We start from the raw sequence: 11844 nt of genomic DNA on the forward strand, positions 1-11844 counted from the left end.
ATGAGCGACACGGCACAGTTCAACAAGTCCGGATCGTCCGGCCAGGACCAGGGCGGCGAGGGCAGAAAGACGCTCGGGTCGGGCGGCAAGCGCGGCGACGCGCCGGGTGACCGGGGCCGGACCACCATCGCCGACGGCGTCGTGGAGAAGATCGCGGGGCTGGCGGCCCGCGATGTGGTCGGCGTGCACGCGATGGGTAGTGGTCTCTCACGGACCTTCGGCGCGGTACGGGACCGGGTGCCCGGCAGCGGGAAGTCCGTCACGCGTGGTGTGAAGGCCGAAGTGGGCGAGGTGCAGACGGCGCTCGATCTGGAGATCGTGGTCGAGTACGGCGTGTCGATCGCCGACGTGGCGCGCTCCGTGCGGGAGAACGTGGTCTCCGGGGTCGAGCGGATGACCGGCCTCGAAGTGGTCGAGGTCAACATCGCGGTGAGCGATGTGAAGTTGCCGGACGAAGAAGAGGACGAACCGGAGCCGAGGCTCCAGTAGAAGGAGCACAGGATGAGCATGGCCGTGGTCGGACTGATCGTGGGCATGGCGCTGGGCTTCGCCGGGTACTTCGGCGGGTTCGGAGCCTTTCTGCTGGTGGCGGCCCTGGGCGCCATCGGGTTCGTGGCCGGCCGGTTCCTGGACGGCGATCTGGAGCCGGGCGACTTCTTCCGCACGCGCGAGCGTGACGGACGCCGGCGGTGACAGTGCGCGGAAAGCCTGGAGAACCCGGGAGCACGGGAGTCACCGCACACTCGGAAGACGCCGGGAACGCTGAACACGCGGAGCGGGAACGCGCGGTGAGGGGGCACGGTGGAGCCGGCTGAGCGTGGTGCGACGCGCATCGCGGACCGGGTCGTATCGAAGATCGCCTCGCAGGCGGCGCGCGAGGCGCTGGCCGGCCCGGCGGCGGACGGCGCGGCGGACGTCCCGCACGCGGCCGTGGCCGTGCGGGAGATGACGGCCCGGGTGCGGGTCTCCGTCGAACTCGGCTACCCGTCCGACATCGGCGCGCAGTGCGGCGCGGTGCGCCGCCGGGTCGCCGAGCGGGTACGGACGCTGACGGGCATGGAGGTGCCCGAGGTCGCGGTCACCGTGGAGCGGCTGCACTCGCCGCAGCTCCGGCGCGCGGGCCAGGGAAGGGTGCGATGAGCGACATCGAACCGGGTACGCGGAGTTCGCCGACGCTGGAGAAGGCGTCGGGCACGGCGGGGACCGAGGGGTCCGGGAGCGGCACGGACCCGGAGCCGGGCGTCGTGGACGGCGGCCGGGCCGGACGGTTCTGGTCCGCGCGGCGGGCCCCGGCCATCGTGGTCGGACTGGTGCTGCTGGGCGCCGCCGGGCTCTTCCTCTACGACGTGGCGGCCGTACGCGCGGACCGCCCCGCGATGCGCTGGCGCCGGTGGCTCGCGGACCAGTTGGCGACCCGGCACCTCGAACACGCCTGGGTCATCGCCGGGGCCGCGATCGCCGTGGTGCTCGGGCTGTGGCTGCTGGTGCTGGCCCTGACGCCGGGCCTGCGCAGGTCGCTGCCCATGCGGCGGTCCGGCGACGTGCGGGCCGGGCTGGACCGAGCGGCGGCCTCCCTCGTCCTGCGGGACCGGGCCATGGAGGTCGCCGGGGTGCAGTCGGTGCGGGTGGACGTCGGCCGGCGCCGGGTCAAGGCGCGGGCGCAGTCGCATTTCAGGGACGTGGACGAGGTGCGCGGCGATCTGGACGCGGCGCTGGCCGACGGCATCCGCCAGCTGGGGCTGGTGCGGCAGCCGGGCCTGTCCGTGCACGTACGCCGACCGGCGAAGAGGTGAGCGCGCGGTGTTGAGGACCGTCAATCGGGTACTGCTCGGGCTCGCGGGCCTGGTGCTGGTGGCGCTGGGCGCGACCGTGCTCCTCGGCGGCCTGGACCTGCCGCGCCGGTGGGGCTTCTCGCTGCCCTCGGCCTGGCCGTGGAGCGACCCCCACGACGTGCTGCTGAGCGACGAGGACCGTACGAAGTGGCGGGCGGACGGCTGGTGGTGGCCGGTGGTCATCGCGGTGCTGGCCGTCCTGGTGCTGCTGTGCCTGTGGTGGCTGCTGGCGCAGCTGCGGCGGCGGCGTCTGCGCGAACTGCTGGTGGACAGCGGCGACGGCGAAGGCGCGCTGCTGCGCGGCCGGGCGCTGGAGGACGCCCTGGCGGCCGAGGCCGAGGACCTGGACGGCGTCGACCGGGCCCACGTCACGCTGCGCGGCCGGCGCACGTCACCGCACGCCCGGCTGGGCCTGGTCCTCCAGGCGCACGCGCAGCCGGCGGCGGCGCTGGACCGGCTGCGGACCGAGTCCCTGGAACACGCCCGCGCCTCGGCGGGCCTGGACCGGCTGCCGGCCGAGGTCCGCCTCAGAGCGGTCCGGCACCGCGCGCGCCGCGTGACGTGACGACCTGATGACCTGACGGGCCCGGGGCGGCGCGCCCCGGGCCGTACCGCTTGGGCGTCCGCGGTACGGGCCGGACACCCGCCGCGCTGCCCGTACCGCTCAAGCGGCCGCCGGACAGCGCACCCCGTGAAGGCCGCAGAGGCTAGAAGCCGTGTCGCGCGCCCCCGTCGACCGGCAGCATCACGCCGTTGACGTACGAGGCGGCGGGGGAGAGCAGGAAGGCCGCGGTGCGGCCGAACTCGGCGGGGGTGCCGTAGCGGCGCAGCGGAATGGCGGCGGTTCGGCGCGCCTGGTTCTCCTCGGCGTCGCCGCCGGCGAGCGCGTCGAGTTCGCGGATGCGGTCGGTGGAGATCCGGCCGGGGAGCAGGCCGAGTACGCGGATGCCGCGGGGGCCGAGCTCCACGGACAGGGACTTGGCGAATCCGGCGAGCCCCGGCCGGAGCCCGTTGGAGATGGTGAGTCCGTCGATCGGCTCGTGCACGGATGCGGAGAGGACGAAGGCGATCACGCCGTCCGCGTCGAGCGCCCGCGACGCGGCGCGGGCGAGCCGGACCGCGCCGAGGAAGACGGTCTCGAAGGACGTACGCCACTGTTCGTCGGTGTTGTCGGCGGCCGACCCCGGCGGCGGGCCGCCGACGCTGATCAGGATGCCGTCGAGGCGGCCGAAACGGTCGCGGGCGGCGGCGATGAGGCGGTCGGCCGCGTCGGGGTCCGCGTTGTCGGCGGGCACTCCGGCACATCCGTCGCCGAGCCGGTCCGCGGCGGCGGCCACGGTCTCCTCGTCCCGGCCGGTGATGATCACCTTGGCGCCGTCGGCGAGCAGTTCGCGCGCGGTGGCGTTGCCCAGCCCACGCGTGGCCCCGGTGACGATGTACACGCGGTCTTCGAGTCCAAGATCCATGGGGTCAGTCTGCCGGTTCCCCGTCCGAGAGCGTGTGGGCGGTGCCGACCAGGCCGATGTGGCTGAACGCCTGCGGGAAGTTGCCGAGCATCCGCCGGGCCACCGGGTCGTACTCCTCGGCGAGCAGCCCGACGTCGTTGCGGAGCGCCAGCAGCCGCTGGAACAGTTCCTCGCCCTCCTTCTTCCGGCCGGTCAGGCACAACGCGTCGGCCAGCCAGAACGAGCAGACGAGGAAGGCGCCTTCGGACCCGGGGAGTCCGTCGACCGTGCCGCCTTCGGTGCTGTAGCGGCGTACGAGGCCGTCGTGGCACAGTTCGCGCGCCACCGCGTCGACGGTGCCGACCACCCGCGGGTCGTCGGGCGGCAGGAAGCCCACGCGCGGGATGAGGAGCGTGGCGGCGTCGAGCTCGGCCGAGCCGTAGGACTGCGTGAAGGTGTCGCGCTCGGGGTCGTACCCCTTCTCGCAGACCTCGCGGTGCACCTCGTCGCGCATCGTCCGCCAGGCGTCGAGATCGCCTTCGAGCTCGGGATCGGCCTCCAGGGTGCGTACGGCGCGGTCGGCGGCGACCCAGGCCATCACCTTGGAGTGGACGAAGTGCCGGCGCGGCCCGCGGACCTCCCACAGCCCCTCGTCGGGCTCCCGCCAGGTGGACTCCAGGAACTCCATGAAGCGTCGCTGCACGTTCCAGGCATGCGGCTTGTCCTTGAGCCCGGCGGCGCGGGCGAGGTGCAGCGAGTCGATGACCTCGCCGTACACGTCGAGCTGGAGCTGGTCGACGGCGCCGTTGCCGATGCGTACGGGCGCGGAGCCCTCGAACCCGGCGAGCCAGGGGAGTTCGGACTCCGGGAGCCGGCGCTCGCCCGCGATGCCGTACATGATCTGGAGGTCGGCGGGGTCGCCGGCGATGGCGCGCAGCAGCCAGTCGCGCCAGTCGGCCGCTTCCTCCTGGTATCCGGCGGAGAGCAGCGCGCCGAGGGTGAGCGTGGAGTCGCGCAGCCAGCAGTAGCGGTAGTCCCAGTTGCGCACGCCGCCGATGGACTCGGGGAGGGAGGCGGTGGGGGCGGCGACGATGCCGCCGGTGGGGGCGTAGGTGAGCGCCTTGAGGGTGATGAGGGAGCGGACGACGGCTTGCCGGTGCGGGCCCTGGTGGCTGCATTTGCGGGCCCACGCGCGCCAGTCCGTGAGACTGTGTTCGAGGGCCTTGTACGGGTCGATCTCCTTGGGGCGCGGCTTGTGCGAGGGGTGCCAGGTGAGGACGAAGGCGACCTGCTCGCCTTCGGCGACGGTGAAGTCGGAGCACGTGGAGAAGTCGCGGCCGTACGTCTTGACCGGGGGTTCGCTGCGCAGCCAGGCGGAGTCCGGGCCCGCGATGGCCACCCGCCGGCTGTCGCCGGAGCGGCGCACCCAGGGGACCACGCGGCCGAAGTCGAAGCGCAGCCGCAGCACGCCGCTCATGTCGACGGAGCCGCTGACGCCCTCGACGATGCGGATCACATCGGGGGCCTCGTCGCGCTGCGGCATGAAGTCGGTGACCTTGACGGTGCCGCTCTCCGTCTCCCAGACCGTCTCCAGGACGAGGGAGTCGTCGAGATAGGCGCGGCGGGTGCAGGTCCCACCGCCGGTCGGGGCGAGCCGCCAGTGCCCGTTGTCCTCGTCCCCCAGCAGCGCCGCGAAGCAGGCGGACGAGTCGAAGCGGGGCAGACAGAGCCAGTCGATGGAGCCGTCCTTGCCGACCAGGGCGGCGGTCTGGAGATCGCCGATGAGCGCGTAATCCTCGATGCGTTGAGCCACGCGTGCCGCCTTCCCGGTTGGCGGGGGTGCTACTCCGCCGCGGCGGCCGTACGGGCGATCTGGGCGTCCTCCGGCTCGCCGGGGGCGGCCTCCTCCGCCGCCTTGGCCTTCGCCGCGTCGGCGAGGCGGTCGCGGCGCTCCCTGCGGACCAGGATGACCCATCCGACGGGGACCGCGCCGGAGAACAGCCACCACTGCACGGCGTAGGCCATGTGCGGGCCGATCCCGCTGTGGTCGGGGGCGGGGACGAGCTCGGGCTGGCCCTTGGCGTGCGGGGAGATCAGCTCGATGTAGCCGCCGAGCAGCGGGCGGTGCACGTTCTTCGCCTGCTCGCCGCTGTTGATCAGCATGACCTGGCGGGGCGGCAGGCCCTTTTTGTCCTTGATACCGCTGTAGCCGCTGGTCTCGTCCTCTTTGAGGCGGCCGGTGATCGAGACCTTGCCGGCGGGCGCCGCGGGGACCTTCGGGAACTCGGTGAGGTTCCCGTCGGCGGGAATCCAGCCGCGGTTGACGAGGACCGCGCGGCCGTCGTCGAGCAGCAGCGGGGTGAGCACGTAGTAGCCCTGGTTCTGCCCGTCCGCCGAGGTCCGCTGGCGGACCACCACCTCGTCCTCGGCGTCGTACGTTCCCTGCGCGGTCACCCGCCGCCACATGTCGTCGTGCGGAACGGTGCGGCCGGGCGCGGTGAGCTTGCCGACCGGTACGGGCTCGGCGGCCAGGCTGTCCGCGATCAGCTGGTTCTGCGCGACTCTGTGCTCATGGCGGTGGAACTGCCAGAAGCCCAGTTTGATCATCACCGGAATCAGGACGAGCCCCACCAGCGTGAGGATCACCCACTGCCGGGACAACAGGAAGCGATACACGGCTTTGACGGTACCCGCAGGGGTGCGGACCCGGACTATTGGGTCCCGCGGGCCCGGCCCCGCGGGACGGCCGGGTCGCCGTGCGGGATCGCCGGGCCGTCGTCCGGGGCCGCCGGGCCGCTGCCCGGGGCCGCCGGGTCGTCGTCCGGGTCCGCCGGGCCGTCGCCCAGGGTCGCTTGGCCGCTGCCTGGGACCGCCGGGCCGTCGTCCGGGGCCGCCGGGCCGCTGCCTGGGATCGCTGGGCCGTCGCCCAGGATCGCTTGGCCGCTGCCTGGGACCGCCGGGTCGTCGTCCGGGGCCGCCGGGTCGCCGCCCGGGGCCGCCGGGCCGCTGCCTGGGACCGCCGGGCCGTCGCCCAGGATCGCTTGGCCGCTGCCTGGGACCGCCGGGTCGTCGTCCGGGGCCGCCGGACCGCCACCTGGTGCCGGCCTCACGGTGCGGGAGGCGCGGGCACCACGTGCAGGAGCAGCTGCATGAAAGCGGCCTCGTCGATCACCGGGGTGCCGAAGGTGGCGGCCTTGACGGTCTTGGAGGTGGCGGAGCCGGGGTCGTTGGTCACCAGCACGCTGGTGAGCCGGGAGACACTGGTCGCGATGTGCAGCCCGGCCTCGATGGCCCGGTCCTCCAGCAGCTCGCGGTCCACGGACGTGTCGCCCGAGAACGCCACCCGCATGCCCTGGATGAGCTGTTCGCCCGGTACGTACCGGCCCGGATTCGGATACGGGCAGGCGGGCCGCTTGCGGCTGGCCCGCCAGGTGCCGGGGCGGTACGAACCTCCCCCGGCATGCCCGGAGCGCCCGCCCTGATAACCGATGGGGGAGGCGGCCGACGGCCCGTCCGACCACTCCGTGAGCGGCTGGCACGCCAGCAGCGGCAGCCGCAGCCCCGCCCGCGCCGCCAGCGCCAGGCTCGGCCGGAACGCCTCCGCCAGCACCCGCGCGTCGTCCAGCGCGTGGTGGGCGCGCTGCTGCACCACCCCGTAGTGCGCGGCGAGGGACTCCAGCTTGTGGTTGGGCAGCGGCAGCCGCAGCTCCTTGGAGAGCGCGATGGTGCACAGCCGCTGCCGCACCGGGGTCGTGGCCCGCGCGCGGGCGTACTCGCGCGCCAGCATCGACCAGTCGAAGGCCGCGTTGTGCGCGACGAGCACCCGGCCCGCCAGCTTCTCGGACAGCGTGGCCGCGATCTCCCCGAACAGCGGCGCGCCCGCCAGCATGTCCGAGGTGAGGCCGTGGATCCAGACCGGCCCCGGATCGCGCTCGGGGTTGACCAGCGTGTACCACTGGTCCTGCACCTCGCCGCGCGCGTCCAGCTGATAGACGCCCGCCGACACTATCCGGTCGTCTCTGGCGAGGCCGGTCGTCTCCACGTCGACGACCGCGTAACCCTCGGGGTACGCGGTCGGCCACGGGGTCGGCGGTGCGGCTGCGGTGTGGTCTTCGAGCATGGTCCCAGAGGATACGGGCCACCGCTGACAGCGAGGCCCGCCAGGGCACGGCGGACCGGCCCCGCGCGCACCGCGCCCCGCACCGGCCGGAGGTGGCCGGAGGTGAGGGGCGGCGGGGAGGCGGGGCCGGCGCGGCAGGAGCCCGGCGACGTCAGTACGGGAGAAGCCCCTGACGTCAGCGCGGGAGAAACCCTCGACCTCAGCGCGGCAGGAGCCCGTCGACGTCAGTACGGGGGGAACCGACGTCAGCGCGGCAGGAGCCCGTCGACCAAGGCCCGTACGGACGTGACGAAGAGCCGCTCGGAATCGACCGGACGGGCGAGGGCGCGCGCGAGCGGCGGATCGCGATCGGCGGCGGACGCGTCCCACCGGGCCGCCCCGCTCCGCCCCCGTACGGGCGCGCGTTCGCGGTTGCGCTCCACGAGGACGTACCCGACCACCTGGAACTGCACGGCCCGCACGGCCGCCGCGGCGCGTGCGCCGCGCAGCCCGGCGGCGTGCACCTCACGGATCAGCGCCTGCTGCGCGGGGACGAACATCCGCTCCGTCAGGCCCCGTTCATGGACCACCGCGATCAGCTGCGGATGCTCCAGCAGATCGCGCCGGAGCGCGCGGGCGACGGAGACGATGCGCTGCCGAGGGGTGCGCCCGGTGGGCCGGACCGCCCCGAGCCGGCCCACGGTCGCCTCGACGAGCGCGTCGAGCAGCGACTCGCGATTGCCCACATGCCAGTAGATCGAGGTGACGGCGGTGTCGAGCTCGGCGGCCAGTCTGCGCATCGACAGGGCCTGCGGCCCGTGCCGCTCGACGAGTCGCGCGGCGGCGTCGAGCACGTCCTCGCGGGTCAGCGCCGGTTTCGGCATGTCGCCCCCAACTCCGCTGTGTACGGCGCTCTTTACCCTTCGAGCTCCCGCCTGTAACTGTGTTACACGCAACAGGCCGAGCACGCTGTCGAAGGGCGGTAGGACATGGCACGCGTACGGTACGGCGCGCGCGAGGCGGCCGAGGTGAAGGCGGCGCGGGAGGGGGCCGCGCGGCTCCCCGACATCTGGTCCACGGGCGTGGTCGCGCTCTGGGAGAGCGATCCGGACGCGGTGGCGGCGGTCCTGCCGCCGCCGCTCAAACCGGCCGGCCGCCCGCTCGTACGGGCCGCCGTCAGCAAGGTCGACCTCCCCGGCTACCCCCTGGGCGCGGGCTCGGTGGCGGTCGCGGCGCACCACGGCGGGCACGACGGCTGGTACCCGCTGGTCATGCCGATGACCCACGAACGGGCGCTGATCGGCGGGCGCGAGGTCTTCGGCGAGCCCAAGAAGCTCGGCGAGGTGGTGATCGAACGGGACGGCGGCGTCGTACGGGCGTACCTGGCGCGGCACGGCATCGCCTTCGTCGAGGTGCGCGGCGCGGTCGGCGGCGCACTGCCGCTGCCGCCGCCCGCCGAGAAGCTGGACTTCTACTTCAAGTTCCTGCCCGGCGTGGACGGCACCGGCTTCGACGCCGACCCGGTGCTCGTGTACTGCACGCGCACCGAGAAGGTCCGCAAGCTGGAGTCGATGAGCGGCGACGTGCTGCTGCGCGAGTCCGCGTACGACCCGGTCGCCGACCTGCCGGTGCGCCGGCTCGTGGAGATCACGATCGGCGAGAAGACCACCGACCAGAAGGGCCGGGTCGTCGAACGGGTCAGCGCGCAGGCCCTGTTGCCGTACGTGCACCAGCGGTACGACGACGCCCGGCAGATCATGGACGGGCCGCCGGAGGGGAGCGTCTGAGCCGGTGCGGCCGACCCGGCGCACGCGGCTTCGTAGATCACCCGATATCAGCTGATCGCCCGATGTCGGCTGGTCACCCGATACCAGCCGATCGCCCGATGTCAGCTGATCACCGCTGATTCCAGCTGACTCCACCCGACCGAGGAGCAAGTGATGACGGACATGACGGACCCGTACTTGATCATCTCCTCCGACTCGCACGCCGGGCTGCCCACCGAGGAGTACCGGCCGTATCTGGACGCGAGGTTCCACCGCGACTTCGACGAATTCCTCGGGCAGCGCGAAAGCCGCCGCGAGGAGATGACCCGCCTCGGCATCCGGAACGAGACCTTCGCCGCCAAGTGGTTCGAGGAACACGAGGAAGGGCTGCGCGGCGGCTGGGACGCCGCCCAGCGGGCCAAGGAGCTCGACGGCGACGGGGTGGCGGGCGAGGTCGTCTTCCCGGACGCCGACGCCGTCGACAGTCGCACCGCAGCCCCCTTCGGCGTCGGCCTCGGCCTCTCCGGCGACCAGGACCCGGACCTCGGCATGGCGGGAGCCCAGGCCCACAACCGCTGGCTCGCCGACTTCTGCGCGCACGACCCGAAGAGGCACTGCGGCGTCGCCCTGCTGCCCATCACCGGCGACGTGGACCGTGCCGTCGCCGAGATCCACCGCGCCAAGGACGCCGGGCTCGGCGCGCTGATGATCCCCGCCATGTGGGTGGACAAGGCCCCCTACCACGACCGCCGTTACGACCCGGTGTGGGCGGCCGCCGCCGAGGCCCGGATGCCGGTTATCACCCACTCGGGGGCCGCGCCGCGCCACGAGTACGGCGACCACCTCGGCATCTACGTCTCCGAAGTGACCTGGTGGCCCGCCCGGCCCCTGTGGTTCATGCTTTGGTCCGGCGTCTTCGAACGCCACCCCGGACTGCGCTTCGGCATCGCCGAGTCGGGCTGCTGGTGGCTGCCCAACCTGCTGTGGTTCATGGACCGCCTCTACCTCGGCTCGCACGGCGGCAAGAAGCTCTCGCCCTTCGCCGAACTCAAACGCGCGCCGCACGAATACCTCGACCGCAACATCTTCATCTGCGCCACCAACACCAAGCGGCGCGAACTCGCCCAGCGCTACGAGATCGGCGTCGACAACATCCTGTGGGGCAGCGACTTCCCGCACCCCGAGGGCACCTGGCCGCGCACGAGGGAATGGCTGCGCGGCACGTTCCACGACATCCCCGTCGGCGAGACCCGCCGGATGCTCGGCCAGTCGGCGGCCGAGGTCTTCGGCTTCGACGTCCCGGCCCTGACCGAACTCGCCCGGCGCATCGGCCCCGTCCCGGCCGACCTCGGCCAGAGCGCGAACCAGGCGCCCGTCGAAGCGTCCTGGCGACGGTCGCGGGAGACCGGCCGGCACTGGCTGACCGGGTTCGACTTCCCGTACATCGGGGTGGGCGATGACTGAGCACGCCCCCGCCGATCGCTACACGGTCGTCTCCGCCGACTGCCACGCCGGCGCGGACCTCCTCGACTACCGCCCGTACCTGGAACGCGCCCACCACGAGGCGTTCGACGCCTGGGCGGCCACGTACGTCAACCCGTACGAGGACCTCCTCGCCGACTCCGCCGACCGCAACTGGAACTCCGACCGCCGTCTCGCCGAACTGGAGGCGGACGGCATCGTCGCGGAAGTCGTCTTCCCCAACACCATCCCGCCGTTCTTCCCCAGCGCCGCCCTGATGGCCCCCGCACCGACACCCGAAGAATTCGCCCAACGCTGGGCCGGCCTGCGCGCCCACAACCGCTGGCTCGCCGACTTCTGCGCGGCGGCCCCCGGCCGCCGCGCGGGGGTGGCGCAGATCCTGCTGAACGATGTCGAGGAGGCCGTACGAGAGGTCCGCTGGGCGAAGGCGGCGGGCCTGACCGGCGGCATCCTGCTGCCAGGCACCCCGCCGGGTTCGGGCCTCCCGGAACTCCACTCCCGGACGTACGACCCCCTGTGGGCGGTCTGCGCGGAACTCGACGTCCCGGTCAACCACCACGCGGGCTCGGCCTCCCCGCCGCTGGGCGACGAGCCTTCGGACCGTGCCGTCTTCATGGTCGAAACGACGTGGTTCTCGCATCGGGCCTTGTGGCATTTGATATTCGGCGGAGCTTTCCACCGTCACCCGGGGTTGCGATTGGTCCTTACGGAACAGGGCTCGGGCTGGATTCCGGGTGTGCTGGAGATGCTGGATTACTACCACGGGCGATTGGTGGCCGCGTCTACGCGCGCGGCTACGGCGGAGGCCAAGTTCGGGGCAGGGCTGGGGGAATTGATGGGTGCGCGTCCGAGTGAAGTGTGGCGGGACCACTGCTTCGTCGGCGCGAGTTTCATGCGGCCTCATGAGGTGCCGCTGCGCGACCGGATCGGCCTGGAGAAGATCATGTGGGGGAGCGATTACCCGCACGATGAGGGCACGTATCCGTACACGCGGGAAGGGCTGCGGGCCGCCTATGCGGGGGTGGAGCGGGGGGAGGTCGCGGCGATGGTCGGGGGAAACGCGGCGCGGGTTTACGGGTTTGACTTGGGGCTGTTGGATTCGATTGCGGGGAGGGTCGGGCCTACGGTCGCGGAGATTGAGGAGCCGTTGGGGGAGGCGCCGGAGAGGGCTATTAGTCCGGTGTTCGCGAAGGGGGCTTCTTTGCGGGTTTGGTGAGGGA

The 11844-nt window shown here is 72.9% G+C and carries 14 protein-coding genes; 8 read left to right on the forward strand and 6 right to left on the reverse strand.

From position 1 onward, the window contains the following. The 5 genes from AB0I22_RS26140 (at window position 1) to amaP (ending at window position 2397) form a co-directional block, all read left to right on the forward strand. Complete coding sequence (locus AB0I22_RS26140) at window positions 1-489, forward strand: Asp23/Gls24 family envelope stress response protein (protein WP_363133338.1); 489 nt, start codon at window positions 1-3, stop codon at window positions 487-489. Window positions 490-501: 12 nt separating this feature from the next. Further along, window positions 502-693: a hypothetical protein gene (locus AB0I22_RS26145; protein ID WP_030889278.1), complete on the forward strand. Its 192-nt coding sequence runs from the start codon at window positions 502-504 to the stop codon at window positions 691-693. 108 nt (window positions 694-801) lie between these two features. Continuing rightward, window positions 802-1140, forward strand: a complete 339-nt coding sequence (locus tag AB0I22_RS26150; RefSeq protein ID WP_363133339.1) for an Asp23/Gls24 family envelope stress response protein — start codon at window positions 802-804, stop codon at window positions 1138-1140. Further along, the gene (locus AB0I22_RS26155; RefSeq protein WP_363133340.1) at window positions 1137-1793 is read left to right on the forward strand and encodes a DUF6286 domain-containing protein; all 657 of its coding nucleotides are present in this window, start codon (window positions 1137-1139) and stop codon (window positions 1791-1793) included. Before AB0I22_RS26150 ends, AB0I22_RS26155 begins: the two co-directional genes overlap by 4 nt. 7 nt (window positions 1794-1800) lie before the next feature. Continuing rightward, the gene (gene amaP / locus AB0I22_RS26160) at window positions 1801-2397 is read left to right on the forward strand and encodes an alkaline shock response membrane anchor protein AmaP (RefSeq protein ID WP_363133341.1); all 597 of its coding nucleotides are present in this window, start codon (window positions 1801-1803) and stop codon (window positions 2395-2397) included. Between the two features lie 142 nt (window positions 2398-2539). On the opposite strand, the gene AB0I22_RS26165 is transcribed toward amaP, so the two are convergent. From AB0I22_RS26165 to AB0I22_RS26190, 6 genes are all read right to left on the reverse strand, one after another. Next, complete coding sequence (locus AB0I22_RS26165) at window positions 2540-3298, reverse strand: SDR family oxidoreductase (RefSeq protein ID WP_363133343.1); 759 nt, start codon at window positions 3296-3298, stop codon at window positions 2540-2542. Window positions 3299-3302: 4 nt separating this feature from the next. Then, window positions 3303-5090, reverse strand: a complete 1788-nt coding sequence (locus AB0I22_RS26170; RefSeq protein ID WP_363133344.1) for a glycoside hydrolase family 15 protein — start codon at window positions 5088-5090, stop codon at window positions 3303-3305. Between the two features lie 29 nt (window positions 5091-5119). Further along, a complete protein-coding gene (locus AB0I22_RS26175) occupies window positions 5120-5953 on the reverse strand; it encodes an SURF1 family protein (protein ID WP_363133345.1) in 834 nt (277 codons plus the stop codon). A 35-nt stretch (window positions 5954-5988) separates the two neighbouring features. After that, window positions 5989-6387, reverse strand: a complete 399-nt coding sequence (locus AB0I22_RS26180) for a hypothetical protein (RefSeq protein WP_363133346.1) — start codon at window positions 6385-6387, stop codon at window positions 5989-5991. Beyond that, window positions 6384-7397, reverse strand: coding sequence for a DEDDh family exonuclease (locus AB0I22_RS26185; RefSeq protein ID WP_363133347.1), 1014 nt, complete (start codon window positions 7395-7397; stop codon window positions 6384-6386). Before AB0I22_RS26185 ends, AB0I22_RS26180 begins: the two co-directional genes overlap by 4 nt. 245 nt (window positions 7398-7642) lie before the next feature. Beyond that, window positions 7643-8260, reverse strand: a complete 618-nt coding sequence (locus AB0I22_RS26190; RefSeq protein ID WP_363133348.1) for a helix-turn-helix domain-containing protein — start codon at window positions 8258-8260, stop codon at window positions 7643-7645. A gap of 105 nt (window positions 8261-8365) precedes the next feature. Between AB0I22_RS26190 and AB0I22_RS26195 the strand changes: the two genes are divergently transcribed. The 3 genes from AB0I22_RS26195 (at window position 8366) to AB0I22_RS26205 (ending at window position 11840) form a co-directional block, all read left to right on the forward strand. After that, window positions 8366-9163 carry an acetoacetate decarboxylase family protein gene (locus AB0I22_RS26195; protein WP_363133349.1) on the forward strand — a complete coding sequence of 266 codons (798 nt, stop codon included), beginning with the start codon at window positions 8366-8368 and terminating at the stop codon, window positions 9161-9163. Window positions 9164-9316: 153 nt separating this feature from the next. Next, window positions 9317-10606: an amidohydrolase family protein gene (locus AB0I22_RS26200; protein WP_363133350.1), complete on the forward strand. Its 1290-nt coding sequence runs from the start codon at window positions 9317-9319 to the stop codon at window positions 10604-10606. Further along, on the forward strand, window positions 10599-11840 hold the full coding sequence (locus AB0I22_RS26205) for an amidohydrolase family protein (RefSeq protein WP_363133351.1): 1242 nt from the start codon (window positions 10599-10601) through the stop codon (window positions 11838-11840). The genes AB0I22_RS26200 and AB0I22_RS26205 overlap by 8 nt, the downstream gene beginning before the upstream one ends. Window positions 11841-11844: the final 4 nt, after the last annotated feature.

It is taken from the genome of Streptomyces sp. NPDC050610 (assembly GCF_040654875.1).
In the GTDB taxonomy this organism is placed as follows: Bacteria; Actinomycetota; Actinomycetes; order Streptomycetales; family Streptomycetaceae; genus Streptomyces.